The organism is Pseudomonas sp. 15A4, from assembly GCF_016925575.1.
Classification (GTDB): domain Bacteria; phylum Pseudomonadota; class Gammaproteobacteria; order Pseudomonadales; family Pseudomonadaceae; genus Aquipseudomonas.
Genome location: NZ_CP068986.1, coordinates 4,334,208 through 4,350,996 on the forward strand (window position 1 = coordinate 4,334,208; position 16,789 = coordinate 4,350,996).

Annotated in this window: 11 protein-coding genes and 3 pseudogenes; 4 read left to right on the top strand and 10 right to left on the bottom strand. The window is 61.3% G+C overall.

Annotation, left to right across the window (positions count from 1 at the left end; all coding sequences use genetic code 11):
• Positions 1–119: 119 nt before the first annotated feature.
• The gene (locus JN403_RS19125; protein WP_122623846.1) at positions 120–2,543 is read left to right on the top strand and encodes a DUF3772 domain-containing protein; all 2,424 of its coding nucleotides are present in this window, start codon (positions 120–122) and stop codon (positions 2,541–2,543) included.
• A gap of 74 nt (positions 2,544–2,617) precedes the next feature.
• Here the strand turns inward: JN403_RS19125 and JN403_RS19130 are convergent, their stop codons facing one another.
• Together JN403_RS19130 and JN403_RS19135 are read right to left on the bottom strand one after the other, a co-directional pair.
• Entirely contained in the window at positions 2,618–3,976 is a 1,359-nt protein-coding gene (locus tag JN403_RS19130) for an MFS transporter (RefSeq protein ID WP_240356679.1), read from the bottom strand.
• 483 nt (positions 3,977–4,459) lie between these two features.
• Positions 4,460–5,328, bottom strand: a pseudogene (locus tag JN403_RS19135) (NmrA family NAD(P)-binding protein).
• A 184-nt stretch (positions 5,329–5,512) separates the two neighbouring features.
• Between JN403_RS19135 and JN403_RS19140 the strand changes: the two are divergent.
• The 3 genes from JN403_RS19140 (at position 5,513) to JN403_RS19150 (ending at position 7,239) form a co-directional block, all read left to right on the top strand.
• Entirely contained in the window at positions 5,513–6,406 is an 894-nt protein-coding gene (locus tag JN403_RS19140; RefSeq protein WP_205483827.1) for a LysR family transcriptional regulator, read from the top strand.
• 210 nt (positions 6,407–6,616) lie between these two features.
• Positions 6,617–6,796: a type II toxin-antitoxin system HicA family toxin gene (locus JN403_RS19145; protein ID WP_122534666.1), complete on the top strand. Its 180-nt coding sequence runs from the start codon at positions 6,617–6,619 to the stop codon at positions 6,794–6,796.
• Positions 6,797–6,834: 38 nt separating this feature from the next.
• Positions 6,835–7,239 carry a type II toxin-antitoxin system HicB family antitoxin gene (locus tag JN403_RS19150; RefSeq protein WP_205483829.1) on the top strand — a complete coding sequence of 135 codons (405 nt, stop codon included), beginning with the start codon at positions 6,835–6,837 and terminating at the stop codon, positions 7,237–7,239.
• A gap of 91 nt (positions 7,240–7,330) precedes the next feature.
• Here the strand turns inward: JN403_RS19150 and JN403_RS19155 are convergent.
• The 8 genes and pseudogenes from JN403_RS19155 to JN403_RS19190 form a co-directional block, all read right to left on the bottom strand.
• Positions 7,331–8,281: pseudogene (locus JN403_RS19155) on the bottom strand (serine/threonine-protein kinase); the annotation flags it as partial.
• A gap of 67 nt (positions 8,282–8,348) precedes the next feature.
• The gene (locus JN403_RS19160; RefSeq protein WP_205483833.1) at positions 8,349–9,077 is read right to left on the bottom strand and encodes a PP2C family serine/threonine-protein phosphatase; all 729 of its coding nucleotides are present in this window, start codon (positions 9,075–9,077) and stop codon (positions 8,349–8,351) included.
• Entirely contained in the window at positions 9,077–12,601 is a 3,525-nt protein-coding gene (gene tssM / locus JN403_RS19165; protein ID WP_205483836.1) for a type VI secretion system membrane subunit TssM, read from the bottom strand. Before tssM ends, JN403_RS19160 begins: the two co-directional genes overlap by 1 nt.
• A gap of 13 nt (positions 12,602–12,614) precedes the next feature.
• On the bottom strand, positions 12,615–13,502 hold the full coding sequence (gene icmH, locus JN403_RS19170) for a type IVB secretion system protein IcmH/DotU (RefSeq protein ID WP_205483838.1): 888 nt from the start codon (positions 13,500–13,502) through the stop codon (positions 12,615–12,617).
• A gap of 5 nt (positions 13,503–13,507) precedes the next feature.
• Positions 13,508–14,837, bottom strand: a pseudogene (gene tssK / locus JN403_RS19175) (type VI secretion system baseplate subunit TssK).
• Positions 14,834–15,340 (bottom strand): type VI secretion system lipoprotein TssJ, encoded by a 507-nt coding sequence (gene tssJ / locus JN403_RS19180; protein WP_205483840.1) that lies wholly within the window; start codon positions 15,338–15,340, stop codon positions 14,834–14,836. The pseudogene tssK and the gene tssJ overlap by 4 nt, the downstream one beginning before the upstream one ends.
• 5 nt (positions 15,341–15,345) lie before the next feature.
• Positions 15,346–16,557, bottom strand: coding sequence for a type VI secretion system-associated FHA domain protein TagH (gene tagH / locus JN403_RS19185; RefSeq protein WP_205483842.1), 1,212 nt, complete (start codon positions 16,555–16,557; stop codon positions 15,346–15,348).
• 17 nt (positions 16,558–16,574) lie between these two features.
• Positions 16,575–16,715 carry a type VI secretion protein gene (locus JN403_RS19190; RefSeq protein WP_122623836.1) on the bottom strand — a complete coding sequence of 47 codons (141 nt, stop codon included), beginning with the start codon at positions 16,713–16,715 and terminating at the stop codon, positions 16,575–16,577.
• Positions 16,716–16,789: the final 74 nt, after the last annotated feature.

Here is a 16,789-nt window from a genome sequence, read left to right on the forward strand (position 1 = left end):
CCCAATCCTTGCTATCATCCGCCCCCGCGCGCACGAAGGGTCGAGCCCCCGCCTGTCTTTCGACGACTGCGCCACATGATCAGGTCGCAAAACCGGTTAACGCCCCCAAAGGAACCCGAATGCAGCACGCTACGTTGAACCGTTTCCATGCTGGACTGCTGGCCCTGTTGCTGCTGTGCGTGACCCTGCCAGCGTTTGCTCAGGCCGCGCCGGCCCCAAAGGCCGCGCCGCAGGCCGCCAGCCAAAGCGATGCGGCGCCTGAAGTCGAGGCACCGAGCCTGGATGATCTGAACGAGCAGCTTGACCAGATCCGGCAAAAAGTTACCGTCAGTGCCAATGACGACTTGCTGTCGAGCCTGCGTCAGGCCGCGTTGCAGGTGCAGAAGCAAGCCGATGAGCTCATCGCCAAACAGGCCGTTGACATCGAGCACCTCAACGATCAGCTGAACATCCTTGGCCCGGTGCAACCCGACGAAGCGCCTGCCCTGACCAGCCAGCGCAAGGCGTTGACGGCCCAGAAAAACGCGCTGGTCAGCGACGAGCGGCAGACCAATACATTGAGTCAGTCGGCACGGGACCTGGCCACCCAGATCTTCAGCCTGCGTCGCAGCCTGTTCGATTCCCAGATCAGCACTCGTACGGCAAGCCCGTTGAGTTCGGCGTTCTGGTCGACCCTGATTCGCCCGACCGATGACGACCTCCGGCGCATGAACGGGCTGCTGGACGACGTCCGCAGCGTGTTCGTCAGCGCACTGGCGCCCGGCAACCGCATGCTGTTTGCCAGCGTGGTGATCGGCGCGCTGCTGATCTGGGTGGTGGTGCGCCGCCTGTTGGAGAGCCTGCTGATCCGCCTGATGGTCCGTTGGTTGCCCGAAGGCCGTCTGCGTCGCAGCGCCCTGGCACTGGCCGTCGGGCTGTCGACGGTGGTCACCATCACCGCCGCCACGTCCTTGCTGCGTTGGGGCATCGTCAGCAATGCGGTGCTCAGCAACGACGTGGTCAACCTGCTCGACCAACTGCAGACGCTGATCACCTTCTGCGCCTTCATCGTCGGCCTGGGCCGCGCGCTGCTGATGCTGCCACACCCTTCGTGGCGCCTGCCGAAGATTCCTGACGAAATTGCCACCGCCATGGGCCGATTCCCGCCCGTGCTGGCTTTGGCGCTGATGGTCATCGGCACCCAGGAACGCATCAACAGCGTCATCGCCAGCAGCCTGGCACTGACCGTCGCCGTCAACGGCCTGACCGCACTGGCCGTTTCGCTGATGTTTTTCTTCGGCCTGGTGCGCTACCGCCGCACCCGCCGCCGCTTCGCCATTGAACGTCCCGGCGGCCTCGCCGGGTTGATCCCCTTCGTCGTCGCGGTCTGGGTCGGATTAAGCCTGCTGGCGTTGTTGAGCGGCTACCTGACGCTGGCCTACTTCCTCGCCGTCAAGCTGCTGTGGATGAGCGTGGTGGCCTCGACCGCCTATCTGCTGGTGGCGTTCTTTGGCGACGTCTGCGAAACCCTCCTGTCGCCCAAGCAACCGGGTGGCATGGCACTGGGTTCGGCACTCGGCCTGTCGCCGCGCCATCAGGCCCAGGCGAGCACGATTCTGGCGGGCGTTGGCCGCAGTTTGCTGCTGCTGGCCGCCGTGCTGCTGGCCTTTCTGCCCTCGGGTTCAAGCCCGGGCGAGTTGCTCGAAAGCTTCACCCGGATGGAAGTGACCGACAAATCCCTGGGCGCCCTGAACATCGTTCCAAGCGACATCCTCATGGCGCTGGGTTGTTTGGTACTTGGCATGCTGGGCGTGCGCGTGCTCAAGGAATGGTTCGGCGAGCGCCTGCTGCCGGAAACCAACATGGACGCCGGCATGCAGGCGTCCCTGGTGACCCTGATCGGCTACATCGGGTTTGTGCTGGTGATTGCGGTGGTGATGTCCACGCTGCACATCAGCCTGACCAACCTGACCTGGGTAGTGAGCGCCCTGTCGGTGGGGATCGGTTTTGGTTTGCAGGCCATCGTGCAGAACTTTATCTCCGGCCTGATCCTGCTGACCGAGCGGCCAGTCAAGGTGGGAGACTGGGTGAGTCTGGCGGGGGTCGAGGGCGATATTCGCCGGATCAACGTGCGTGCCACCGAGATCCAGATGTCCGACCGCTCCACGGTGATTGTGCCGAACTCACAGTTCATTACCCAGAACGTGCGCAACGTGACCATGGGCAACGCACTCGGCGTGGTCGGGATTTCCCTGACGTTGCCGCTGGAAACGGATGTCTTGCAGATCCGCGAACTGCTGTTGCAGGCGTTTACCGAGCACGAAGCCGTCCTCGATACGCCAGCGCCCTCGGTCACCTTCAAAGACCTGACCAACACCGGCCTTATCATCAGCGCCACGGGTTACGTCAACAGCCCGCGCTCGGTGGGCGGTGCGCGAAGCGATCTGTTGTTCACCGTGTTGGGTCGCCTGCGGGAAATGGGCATCGCCCTGTCGGCACCGCAGAGCATGGTGTTGATCAACGACGGGCTGGGCAAGGAACAGCCGCCGGCGGCAGCGGAGTGATCACCCCGCCCCGTTGAGACACGCGGCGCGGCAGTCGACCGTTGCATGACTGTCGCGCCGCGCGACCACCGGAATCAGCTTACGTTTTTCTTTGGGTCCTCGGCATGGGCCCAACGATAATCCAGACGCGGCGCGAACACTTTGATCCGGCGCTTGATCTTGATCAGGATCGGGTCATGCACGGGCTCCGGATCTTTCAGGAAGACGGTCAGCACGGCACTCAGCGCGTACAGCCCGCAAAAGGCCCAGACCACGCCTTCAATCCCGTAACTGTCATTGAAGATCGCGACCACCGCAGGGCCCACCCATGTCGACGCCCCTGCCCCGAGGCTCAACACCGACAATGCAGCGGCCTTGTTGTTCGGCGCCAGTGCGGGTGCGAGCGCCGAAAGCGGCACGAAACACGCCAATGTCAGGCCGTAGAAGGCGCCGAAGATCGAGGCGATCAGGAAGTCGTGGGGAAACGCCTGGGGCATGAAGAAGAACAACGGGGTGCTGATCGTGCTGCCCACCGCGCCAAACCACAGGATCGTGTTGCGATAACCGATCTTCGTGCTGATCACGCTAGAGCCCAGATTACCGATGATGTTGAACACGAAGACGATGGTCAGCAGGCGCAGCCATTCTTCGAGGGTGAAGCCGACGGTGTGCATAAAGAATCCAGGCATGACCACCAGAAAACCGAACATCGACGAGGTGTTGATCACCCGAACGATCCCGGCCAGCGACACTTTGGGGCGCGTCCACATGATGGTGATGTTCTTGGCCATCGACACGAGCGGCCGTTCACCCTCGGGCGCCAGCCGACGCATGCCATGGGCTTCACGCATCCCGATCAGACCAATCGCGCCGCCGACGACCACCAGTGCAAAGGACAGCCAGAAGGTCTGCAATGCGCCGATCAGCGGGATAGCGACACTTGCCACCAGAGAGCCCAGCATCGGCAGGCCCGCCGCGTAAGCCACCCAGAACCAGCCCACGGCCATGCCCATCTTGCGAGAGGGCGTGGACGCGGCGATCCATACCAGAAAGCCGTAAGCGAACAACGGGTAGCCGAAGCCGCGCAGGCCGTAGGTCAGCAGAATCATTGAGTAGCTCAGGTCCTGCAGTCCGTAGATCAGGAAGAGCACCTCAAACACGCTCCAGATGACCAAGCCCAGGAACATCACCCGTTTCGGGCCCCAGATGTTGGAGAGTGCGCCGGCGAGCCAGGAGGAAATCCCGACCGTGACGCCGTAGAGGGTGAAGATCATGGCGACTTCATCGCCGGGCATGCCGCGTTCACTGAGGAAGGGCGAGAGGTAGCCGAGTTCTACGCCATCGCCGATCATGAAGATCAGCAGGCCGACAAAGCCCCAGAACATGGGATAGGGAATGCCCACTTTGTCGCAGAATCGTGAGAGTGGAGTGTTCGGAGTGGATTGATCGCTCAATTTTCCGTTCCTTTTTGATGCAGGACGCTTGGGCGCGCCGATGAGTGGCCTCGATGAGGTTGAAAGGCAGAGGGGTGGCACAGATTTCTGCTTCGGGCAGCGAGCAAAACTGGCTTGGTGGGTAGCGCGCGGGGGTCGGACATGCAGCAGCTATCGTCGACCCATTAATCTATGTTTTTTCTAGATTTTCGAGCCCGAAGCCCGCTTTTTATGCCAGATGAAACGATTGATCACAACCGGGCAACGGTGCTACAGGTGCGACAACGTGCCCGGTTGTATCGCCTGAGGGGTAGAAGGACTGGGCGGTCGGGTGTTGCAAATTGTGTATGAAAATAAATACATTTTTTTCGTGAGATGGCTCTATTGCAATCATCTCAGCGATGTTTCAGCAATCCGACGCCGCGCTTGCTGCAGGAGCAACCGAGCGTGCGGCCAGCGAAATGCCGATCAATTTCGTCCATCAGCCTGTCGCTGGCCGCCTGTTTAGACCGCCCGCGCCAACCGGGTCGCGAAATCTCGGTAGGAATGAAGCTTGCGTCCCAGGATTTGCGTCAGGCGTGCCACATCGCCGGTGTCGGGAATCATTCCGTCGCTGACAAACCGCTGGGCCATGAGGCGCATCTCATAGGCCATCCACGTGGGCATGAATGTCGCGACGTTCTGCTCGAAACCCGACGGATCATCGCCCCCGTAAACGACCGGACGTCCGAGGACTTGCGTCCAGATCGCGGCAACCCCTCGCCCGTCAGTGTATCCGGGCCAACCAGATTGATGACTACGTTGGGCAGGTCGTCCGAGGTCTGATCGCGCCGCAACAGCTCGATGGCCGCCACTTCGGCGATGTCCCGGGCATCGACCATGGCCAGGCCCTTACTGCCAATCGGCATCGGATACACGCCGTGCTCGAAGATAGCTTCCTTGACCATTTCGTCGTTGTCGATGAAGTAGCTCGGACGCAGGATCGTGGCATTGAAGCCCATTTGCTCAATCATCCGCTCAGCGCCTGATTTCACCGCGAAATGCGGCACGTCGACGAAGCGGTCGGCGTGAATAACCGAGAGGTAAACCAAGCGGTTGACGCCGGCCTCCCTCGCGATATTGAGCGCGATCAGTGCCTGGGTGAATTCATCCGCCGCTACGGCGTTGAGCAGGAAGAACGTGGAAACCCCCACGAACGCACGACGAAGGGATTCGATGTCGAGCATCTCGCCCTGGACGACGTCCACTTGCGTGGGGAAATGTGTGCTCGAAGGGTCACGTACAAGGACACGTACGTGGGCATCGCGCTTGAGGAGCTGTTGAACGACTTTGCTGCCAACTCGGCCGGTAGCGCCCGTTACGAAGATAGTCATGGTGGTTCACCGTGGTGGATTTGACTGGAGACGCCACTATCGGTGGATCATGAATGAACCGCTAGACGCCAATATTAGACACGTCGTTCCATCTATGGAACAGTCTCGTTCCAGCATCGGCCCTGCTGCTCTGCGGCCGGCGCTATCGCTCATTTCCAACCGTTGCTTTGTTTTCAGGTGAACCATGGATTTGCTTGCCCTTGCTGATTTCAATCTCGTCGCCCGGCATGGCGGGTTCGGCCGCGCGGCACGTGCCGCCGAGCGGCCCAAAGCCACGTTGTCACGTCGGGTTGCAGAGCTGGAACGCAGCCTGGATTTGCGCCTGTTCGAACGCGGCGGGCGTACCCTTAAGCTCACCGAGGAAGGCCGCGCGCTGTTTGAACGCACGGGAGCGCTACTGACCGAACTGGATGAGACGGCTGCGGCGATCGCGTCAGGCGGAGCGCGACCACGGGGTAAATTGCGCATCAGCGCCCCACTGTTTTTCGCCCAGACCGCCATGGGCAAGCTGGCGGCAGGCTTTGCCCTTGAGCATCCGGAAGTACGGCTCGAGGTGACGACCGAAGACCGCGCTGTCGACATGATCGAAGAAGGTTATGACCTGGTGATTCGCGTCAATCCGGAGGTCGACGAAAGCCTGATCGGTCGCATCTTTCTGCACGACCGGCTGGTCGTCGTCGCGAGCCCACACCTTGCCCGGCCCAAGCCCGACGTCCCGGTAGCGGCGGTGACAAGAGGGCCCGGCGACCGCCAGCGCGTGTGGGCTTTAGCAACTCCCAAAGGCCAAACCGCTATGGCCATAGACCCGGTGCTGAGTCTGTCTTCGCTGGTCATGGTCCGCGACGCCGTGTTGGCGGGCGTAGGCGCCGGCCGCTTACCGGTGTCGCTGGTGGGCCAGGACCTGCGCAATGGAACGCTGGTGCACTGGGGCGACATCGACGCACCGCCAGTCGCACTGTGGGCCCTGTATCCGTCGCGACGATTATTGAGCGCGCGGGTCTCGGCGTTTCTCGATTATCTCAGACGAGCGTTTCCGAACGGCGCGCCCGAGGAGTTGGCGGCTTTCATGGCGCGGTGACAGGATGCAGGGTTCGTTGCCGTCAGCGGAGATGCGGTCGTCCCTGCGCACCAGTGGTAAAGCGCTGTAAATAAATCAGTCGCTTGAGCGTTGTGGCATCTGAAGCAAGACTATCCAAGTCCATCATTCATAACTCTGGATACATCTTCTTCCTTGATCTAACATCGAACGACTTTCACCATCCGCCCCACACTTCAAAGGGAGCCGCTGGTGAAAAGCAGGGAATTGATCTCAGAATTAGAAGCAGCGGGCTGGAGCTTAGCCCGAATCCGAGGCAGCCATCACATTTACACTCACCCGTGCAGCTGTCACTCCATCCCGGTCCCCCATCCGAAGAAGGACCTTCCCATCGGAACGATCAAAAGCATCAGGAGGCGGGCATGTCTATAACCTCTGGCACCCAATCAATCCCAATGCAGGAGCGCACCATGCAATATCCAATCGCCATTGAATGGGGCGACGATACGACGGCCATCGGCATACAGATTCCGGACATTCCCGGCGCGGTGACGGCTGGCGACACGTTTGAAGAGGCTTACAACGCGGCGGTCGAAATTGCCCACATCTGCCTTGAAGAACTGGTTTCCGACGGTCACCCCGTGCCCATGCCGTCGTCTGCTCGGGCTTATCACGGTCATGACGACTTCGTAAACATGGGCTGGGGTATGGTCGAGATCGACATTACCCCTTATCTGGGCAAGACCGAGAAGGTCAATGTCACCTTGCCGGGATTTGTCATACAGCGGATCGACCGTTATGTTCGCGACCACAACGTCAAAAGCCGATCTTCGTTCCTGGCGGATGCGGCGCTGGAAAAACTCGGGCGGGTTTAAGCCACAAGTGGCCGCGACAACTCCGCGAGCTCTTGGTAGGACCGGCTTTAGCCGGGAAGGCGTTGGGTCTCACACCGCACAAGTGACAGCCTCACCAGGGCTTGGGGATTTTCCCGCCCCACGGCCAGGACGATGGGAAGGCGAAGGCGTGACGCATTTGCCCGGCCGTTATCGCGCGTGCACCGGCGCCAAAAGCGAGCGCGGTTTGCAAGGCCGGCCAGCAAGGGTTAGGTAAACAGGCTGGCATCCGCAACCCGCGGTCGAGATGCTCATCACGGGCCTGGGTCGAGGGCAGGTGGCGAAAGGGATGTTTGCCACTTGCCAGTTCGTAGATCACACACGCCACGGCGTAGATGTCGGTGCGTGCCGTGAGCGAGTGATGTTCAAGCAGTTCCGGTGCGGCGTAACCCGGTGTCCAGGCGTTGAAACGCTCGCGGCTCAGGTGCGGCAGGCTGGAGAGAACGCCCTCCTCGGCCCTGCCGAGCCCAAAGTCGAACAGCCGCACGCCCTCTTCACTGAGCATGATGTTGCTGGGTTTGATGTCACCGTGAACGACGCCGCGAGCGTGGGCGTATGCCAGGGCGTCCAACAGCGGCACAACGATCTCCCGCAGTTCTTTCCACGGCAGTCCCAGCGGCCGCTCGCAGAGTAATTTGTCCAGCGTCAGGCCTCGCATGAGTTCCATGGTGATGAAGGCACGCTGGCATGAGGTGTCGACGTGAAACCCATGTACACGCAGCACGTTGTCATGGCGCAGGTATCGGGTCAGGCAGAACTCGCTGTAGAGCACCGCGCTGGCGTCCGGCGACTCGACGAAGTCTGGGTTGAGGACTTTGAGCGCGACGTAAGGATCGGGATCTCCGTATTGCTCGGCCAGCAGATCGCGCGCGCGGTAGACCGCGCCCATACCGCCGGCACCGAGCAGGCGCTCGATGCGATAACGATTCGCCAGAATATCGGGCATTGCGCTCAGTCCGGCTGAAGTGACCACCCGAGCCGGTTCAGGTTTCTGAGAGAGGGCAAAGGCGAAATAGGTGAGGTCGGCGGGCGGTTCATCGCGGGGGAATCAATCACTGCCTGCCCGTCCGGGTTCGAGTGCACGGGATCGGTCATCCGCGAATCACCACGGCAGTCAGGTTATCCCGGGCGGCGCCGCGCAACGCGTCATCGAACAGACGCTTGAGCGCTGTTTCCGGCACCGCATGGTTCAGCGCGTGGCCCAATGCATCACTGCTCAACTCTTGGTACAGACCGTCGCTGCACAGCAAAAAGGCATCGCCCGGAAACACCTCAAGTTCCAGCACCTCCAGCGTCAGTTGCCTGGCAGCGCCCACTGCGCGGGTCAACGCGTGCGCGCCGGGATGCGCCTGGGCCTGCTGAGCGTTCATCTGTTGTTCGTCGATCAACTGCTGTTGCAGCGAGTGGTCCCGGGACAGCTGATACAAGCGCTGACCGCGCCACAAATAGCAGCGACTATCACCCGCCCAGACGCACGCGGCCCGGTTTTCCTCTGCCAGGAGCGCAACCACGGTGCTGCCGATGATGTTGTCGTGTCGGGCTGCGCTGACAGTCAGCTCCTGGCCCAATCGACGGTTCAGCCAGTGCAGGCATTGTCGAATGCGGATGAGCCGGTCATCGAAATCTTCATGGACGGGGAGCTCCGCCAGACTGGCGACGATCATCTGGCTGGCGATATCACCTCCCTGATGCCCGCCCATGCCATCGGCGACCACCCACAGTCCCTGCTCGGGACGCTCCAGAAACGCATCTTCGTTGCGTGCCCTAACCTTGCCGCTGTGGGTCCGCGCAGCGCTGCGCCAGGCGCCGGCAATCGCCATCACAGTTGTGCCGGCATACGGAAGCTGCGCAGCACGGTCATGTCGAATGGGTTTGGCGAGCGCTGACTGGTCAGCAGGTAGCTGGCCCGCAGCCCGCCGACATCGGCCTTCAGCACCAGCACGTCGCGACCGGTCAGCTCTTCCCGCTGCAGCGAATCCAGCAAACGGAACAGCGACCACGGCCCCGTGCTTTCTTCGATGCCCAAAGGTCGGCCAACCATTCTGTCGAGCACCAGACTTGTTCGACCGGCCTCGGCGTCCGTGGGCCACTTGAAGGACACCGGAACGATCGGGCCATGCCGATATTCGAGGGTTTTGTCACCCAGCTTGAATTCGGAACGACTGACCGACGGGTCCAGGGTGTGAGGCTCGAGCTTGAACTGCACTTGAGGCTCGCCCGGATTGTCCGCGAAAAAACCCTGCCGGATGACCCGGGCCGCATTCATCTGCTCGAGGTACGCCCGGGAGATCGGCAGGCTTTGCCCGTCGATACTGCGCAGACGATGACTGCCCTTCTCGCCAACCACGAACGGCCGCAGGAATCCGTCGAAGAAGCGGTCGGCAACACCCTGAACCTTGAAGAACTCGCGAAAATCACTGAGCGCGACATCGCTGGCACTGTCGGCGTTGAACGGGTAACGCTTGCTGATCGCCCTGGCGTAAAAACCGTACACCTCACTCTGGTAGTGCTGGTTCACGTGCTGATAGACGTCGCGAAGCACCAGCCGCCATGCGTCCTCGGCCAGGGTGTTGAACCACGCGCTTACCGGAGGCGGCAGGCGAGAGGATGCACCGCGCACACTGCTCAAGGCATCACGCTGGCCGCCCATGCGTGACTTGGCCATGTCAAATGCCGCCTGCTCGGGCGAACTGGCTCGACCGAGGCTGGCCATCTGCATTTGCAGCTCGTTGAGTGCGGCCAGAACGAGGGTCAGATCCGCGGCCGGGCCGTCCTTGTCGTCGAGCAGGCGGTGCAATGGATCGAAACGGTTCTGCAGTGATTTGCGTGCGGTAACCGGTACCGATGCACTCAGCGCTTCAGAGGCTTTACCGGATGCGGCGATTGCCAGTTTGGCCGCCTTCGTGCCCGTTTCCGCGAGCTGCGCAGTGGTATCGACAGCATCTGTCAGCGCAACGACAGGCGTTAAACGGGTGTTCTCTCGAACCTCCCTGAGCAGGTTGATGACCGGAGAATGAGCCGACGTCAGGCTGGCCAGCTGTTCCGCACTGTCGGCAAAATCGAAAGGCCCGGGCAGCTCGACCGCGCTGACCGCTTCGCCCCAGTAGTCGGCGTAATCGCGAAAATAGAGCTGTTCCAGTTCGACCATCAGACGCCGCATGTCCATGTCGCTGAGGTCGGCGCCTTCGCCCAGTACCCAATTGTCCCGCAGGATATCGGTCACCACCCGGGAGCCTTGCACCGAGAAATACTGCTCGTAGCCGTGTCGGGTGTAGAACCCCGGTATCACATAATCGGCACCGACGAACAGCCCCGTCTTCGGGCCGAGGTGCGGGTCAAAACTGTAGTCCGGCAAGGCATCCGCCTGCTCACGCAGCATCCGGTAGATGACGTTCGCCAGGGACTCACCGCGCAGCACCTGCCGTGCCTGCGCCACGCGTTGATCATTGAGGGCATGGACGAAGGGCAGCTTCAGCAATCGTTCGAAGTGGCTGTTCAGACTGTTTTGCACGGCGACGTTGCCGGGGTACAGCTCAGACCAGTCAGCGGCGACCCGCTCCTTGAGCCAGGCCGCTTCGCGCCGGTCTTTCAAGCCGAGCATCAAATAGGCCCGCAGGCTTTTGAGCAAACCTTCGCGGTTCTCCAGGTTGGCGGCGATCTGTCCCTCCAGCATCATCGCCACTTGGGGCAACAGCAGCCGTTCCAGCTCGCGCTCGTAGGCAGTTTCGACGACTGGACTGACCACCTCACCTTGATAAAGGCCACCACGCACCTGGTAACCAACGCCCCCTGTGTCGGGGAAGACCTGCGTCGCCGCATAGCGGGTATCCAAAGCTTTCAGCGTTGCGAGCAGGTCATTCGGGGCCGTGTTCGCCGACCGTTGCTCGGCCCGAATTCGGGCAAGCGCACTCACACTGTCGAGCCTTTCATAGTTGCCGGAAAAACTCACGGCCCAGAGCGTGCCGAACAACGCCAGCGACGCCAGCGCTCCCACATACAGCGCGCGCTGTGCCCAATGGATACGGCGGCGCTCGCGCATGTCCAGGCCTGCAAGGTCCGCCTCCGGAAAGATGACTCTGCTGAGCAGGTGGTTGATGAATCGGGATCGCCCGCTGCCCAATGTCGGCCGCGTATCTGTGCTGAGACCCGGCCCCATACCCTTGCCGACAACGGACACGTGCATGTCCTGATCAAGGTGCGCTGCGCTGGTGAGGTAGAAGCCCCGCAGCTGGCTGGCTGACTGATAGCGATTGCCTGTGAACGCCAGTTCTACGAACACGCATACGCGCTCGCCGATGCGACTGAGTTGATGAGGGAAATCCAGAATGCTGCCACGGCGCGACGCATCACGCTCTTGATGAATGCGAGTGATGACCTGACTGTTCAACCGAACCAACAGTTCGGCGAACTCGTTGCGCAGTACGTCGGCATCGGTGCCGCTCTGGCCTTTACGGAAACTGGTACCCAGGACCTGATCGCTTTCCTCACGGGTCAGTTGATCGAAAAACGCGTCGAAGCCCGCAAGGCTGTCGGCCTTGCTCAGCACCAGATAGACCGGCACCTCCAGGTGCAGCTTTTGACGCAGCTCCTGCAAACGCGCACGCACCTGTCCGGCAAGGGTCTCGAGTTCGGGGTCACTGGCGTGGAGCAGCGTGTCGACCGGGAGGGTGACGAGTACACCGTTCAGAGGACGTTTGCGGCGATATTTGCCCAGCAGGCCCAGTAACGTGCACCAGGCGCCGCGGTCGATGTCGGCGCTCGGCTGGGTCAGGTACCGCCCTGCGGTGTCAACGAGTACGGCGTTGTTGGCAAAATACCAATCGCAGTGGCGAGTGCCCCGGGTGTCTCGGGTGAGCTTGCGCTCGACGCCGTTGAGCGGAAACTCGAGCCCTGAAAAGTCCAGCAGGCTGGTCTTGCCGCTGCCTTCGGGCCCGATCAGCAGGTACCACGGCAGCTCGGTGCGCCAGTGCTCACTGCGGCCGCGATACAGGCTCGAAGTCTTCAGCGTTTTCAGCGCGTCCTTGAAACGCGTCGTCAGTTCAGCCTGCTCCTCATCGATCTGATCGTCGCGCAGGATGCGTGCCTGACCCTCTTCACTGCCCTCGACTGCCTTCTTGCGCTCCCCGGCGCGCCAGCTGACATAGACCATCGCAAGGCCCCAGAGCAGGAACAGCGAACTGATTGTCAACAGCCGAGAGGTTGAACCCTCCCAGAACTTCCGGTCGTCAACCGCCAGGGCCGGCCCGAAGAACCAGATCATCAGCGCCACGAGCAATACCAACAGCAGCGTCCACACCCACGTCTGACGCAAAAGCGCGCCGGTTTTCTTGAAAAGGTTTTTCATCACACGTCTCTGTTTACGGCTGGGGCTGGGGCTGCGATCGGGGGTGAACGGCAAGCTGATCAGACGGCTGATAGGGCTGCAGAACGGCATTGCGGTGCTCACCCAGCACCCAGGCGAAGCCCGAATACATCACGACCAGACAGACCAGGGTGAAGCCCACCACCATCCAGGTGGGCACGATGCGAACAAGGCTGCGGCGCTGATTGCTCAGGCCTTCCCAATGGGGTGACAGCTCGCGAGGCGCATCACCCCGCAGCTGGCGAATTTGCCGGTAAACCGCGTCGCGAATGTTTTCGAGTTCCTGCACGCCACGGGTCTGCACCCGGTAGCGGCCCTCGAACCCCAGAGACAGGCACAGGTACATCAACTCCAGCATCGGCAGGTGCTTGACCGGGTTTTTCGAGAGCCGATCCAGCAGCTGGAAGAATTTCTCGCCACCGAAGGTTTCCTGGTGAAAGCGGCTCAGCAGGCTCATCTGCGACCATTCGCTTTCATTGCCCCAGCCGCTCGTTACCACGGCCTCATCCAGCGCAGTACAGAGCACATAGCGGGCGCCCGCGACCTGACTGCTCTCGGCGCCATTGTGCAGCGCGCGCGCTTCAAAGGTTTTCAGCACCTGCGCCAGATGCCCATGGAGCGCGCTCATGTCCTGGGGGATGTCACCGGTCTTGAGCCGTACCACTTCGGACAGCAACTCCGATGCAGCTGCCACCAGCGGGTTCATGCCGACATTAAACGTCTGCGCCGGTTGCAGGCGCGCGGCGTAGACCATGCGTTCTTCCAGTTGCTCGAAGCGCGGCGGCGGCGTGGAATCCGTCATCGGCCTGGACGCCGGGCCATGGCCGTGCCGGCTGACCAGGACGGTTTTGTCGTCCTGGCGGTAGTCGTTATTTTTGATCATGGCGGTCAGTTCCTGATGGCCCAGAAATTGAGCTCAAGCTCGGCGAACTCACCGGACACGTGGAACGCGAAACCGCCGGAACGCTCGAGCTGCTCCAGGTCCTCGGAGCTGAGTTCGAGGAGGAAGTAAGTTTTTTCGAATGGAATGCAATCTGCCGCGGCGCCACCGGTAACGGGGTGAGTTTGATTCCGGGCAGGTGCAGGTTCACCAACTGGCGGATTCGCTCCACCGGTGCAACCTTGAAATGCGCGGGCAGACGATGGCGCAGTTCCTCGGCGTCGCAGTGGGCACTCGCCGCCAATACAAAAGAGGCCGAACCCAGCAGCGTGCGATCGTGCAGCGGCGAGACAGTGATGCCGTATTGGCGCGGCTGCAGCACCAGCTCAATGGCGTGTTGTTCCAGCACCATCGACAGCATGTGCCGAAGCGCTTCCATCACCTTGCGAAAGCACTCCCTTGATTGCTGTGCCGATAGCGGCTGTCCAGCCGCGGGCGCTTGCTGTCACTCGAGAAGGTCGCCAGATCGGCCAGCAGCGTCAGCAGCGCGCGGTAGAGTTCTTCCGGATGCACATGCTCGAGGCCGAGGTAGTGACGCAGCAGCAATTCGGCACGATTGATCAGCTGAAGCATCATGAAATCCCCCACTTCCGTGCCGGCGACCGTGCCACTTGAGCGAATACGCTCGGCAATGCTGTCGCCCCTGTGGCTGAGCATGCTGATGACTTCCTTCAAGCACGACAGCAGATAACTGGAAGCGTGGGACTGCAGGTAGGTGGGTATGAAATCCGGAGCGAGGCTGACCACGCCGTCAGGGCTGGTGTCGAGCACCTCGCAGATTTTCAGCTTCACGTACGCGTGATCGCTCTGCTGTTCGCCCAGCAGCAATCTGAAATCCGGACGACCGCAGCTGACCTGACACGCTGCGTCATCGCCCGCGTTTGAATCGGCGACTTGCGCTTCATAGGCGGTGTAACGGGCCAGCACGTCGGACTGCTCCGGTCGCCGCGCCTCCACGAGATTGCCAGTGACCAACGGCAACGCCAGGTAAACAGGCATGTTGCAGGTATTGGGCGGTACGTCGAGCGCCAACGACTCCGTATTGCCGATCAGTTCGAACAGGCTGCCGTCCGGGAAGATGCCGGAAGCATGGCTGATCACCAGTTTGCCCATGTTGAGAAACTGCAGGTCGATCTCCAGCGTAAGGAATCCCCAGGCGTAGCCACCCATTAACCGAGTGCGCATTTTCAGCTGGTGGTCGTAATAGCGGTCGTTGTGTTGAAAATGCTGAGGGCGCAGCAACATGCCCTCCTGCCAGATGACTTTGTGGGCGTTCATGGCTGGTCAACCGCCTCGGCGGGCTCTTGGCGTGAGGGGTGAATGCCGCTGTCGTCAAGGGTCAGATCCACTTCGGTAGCGGTTTTCGGCGCGAGGTAAAGCGTGGAGCGCCATGAGCTTTGTGACAGGTCGCGGTACGCTGCGACCACGCCGACGTAGCGACTGCCCTTCTGCACACTGAGCTTGAGCTCGACCGTTTCGCCCGGACGCAGCTCAAGCTCCTCGGTGGCGACCATGTCTGGGGCCAAGGACTCTTTGGCTCGTTCATACAGGCTGAAAAAATCAGCATTCTCGAAGGCCACCGCATGCTTGAGCTCGTACAGCCGCACCACGATCGGTGACGGACGGCCATTCAGATCGGGATTCAGCTGATCACTGGCCGTGAGCCTGAGGTTGAGTTTGGTCAGGTGTGAGAACGGCGAAAACGTCGAACAACCTGCCAGCATCAGCACGGCCATCAACGCAGTCAGCGTATGGGGAAATACAGTTGAGCGGCGAAACATGGGCTTCATCCCCGGTGATCCGTGTGGAGGGTGGAAATCAGACGAATTTGCTCTTCATAGGCGTGGGCGAAGTCTCGCGCCAGCAGGCGCTCGCTCCAGTCATTGTCCTGACGCAACGCCTGGTGATAACGGCCAAATGCTCTCCAGCGACTGCCGGAGGTTGCGAGCAGTGGCGGGTTGTCGCGCTCGAACCGCAGGGTGAGTTGCTCCGGAGAAAAATGCTCCAGCGTCGCGCGAATGGCTGCGCGACTGGCGGCCAGCAGGGCCACCTGGTGCGCCTGCACGTCATGGAATGCTCGAGTGACCGCGACCTCAGCCGGCAACTGCCCGGGCTTGCCAGGTCGCAACAACGCCGACAGCGCTTCGCCAGCATCGACAGCTGATTTCAGCGGGTTGCGCTGAGCGCCCTGCACGCTGGTCTGGGAAAGTCGCAATTCATTTTTCAGCTCGCTCCGCGTGTGCAGGTTTTGCTGGAGCCCGCCGACACACTGCCTGAGTAAACGACCGGCATTGAGCGCCAGCGCTTCCCGGGCATCCTGATCAAGCTCATCGAATTCGATGCCCAGCGCTTCGGCAAACCGGGTCCAGAAATCATCGTCCTGGCGCTCGAATTCAAACGCTGCGGGCGTGGGTGCAGCAGGCGCCGCGGGTTGTGCTGCTGGATCTGCAACCAGCTCGGGTACGCGCAGGCTGTCCATCTCCACCCGGGCATAGTCAGCGCGTTGTTGGCCGTCCTTGATGACGGTAACTGGCGAAATCAGCTCGTCGATGTCCGAGTGGACGCGCTCCTGATGGTCGAGCGCAGTCAGCGGGTCGAGGTCCAGAAACGAGTCGTCCGGGATGATGCTGCCGGCCGCCTGCGCACGGCCCACGAAACCGTCAACGCAGGCCGGGTCCCCCATGAGTCGCGCACGCAGCTCGAAATCGCCCAGTACATACCGGCTGCCGTGCTCGATGCGCACGGCCTGGCCCTTGGGCAGCCGCGTCCCGTTCTCTCCACTCAGTACGCCGTTGCTGCTGGTGTCGGTGAGAAAATAGCCGCCATCGCGGTAGCTGATCGTGAGGTGGTGGTGGGACACATACCGATTGTGGTCGGGAATGACCCAATCACAATCGGCGCCACGTCCGATCACGCCACCGGCCTGCATGAAGGTCTTCTGGCACAGGTCCGCCGGCACGAATTGCCGGGCACTCTGCATTTCAAAAACCAGTTCCATGGTGATGCTCCTTACGGTCAGTTGCCGCGGTTGACCGCCTGCGGATCACCCAGAGGGCGGTAGGTGTTGTCGTTGAACGTGTAATTGCCGCTGCAACCCGACAGGCCACAGAGAAGAACAAAGGTCAGCAGAACGGCTTGCCGGTGACGAGCAAACATCAGAGGATCTCCAGAAGTGAGCGCAAGGCTCCGACAGTGGGCGCTATGGAAAGCGAGCAGGGAACAAGGCGGTT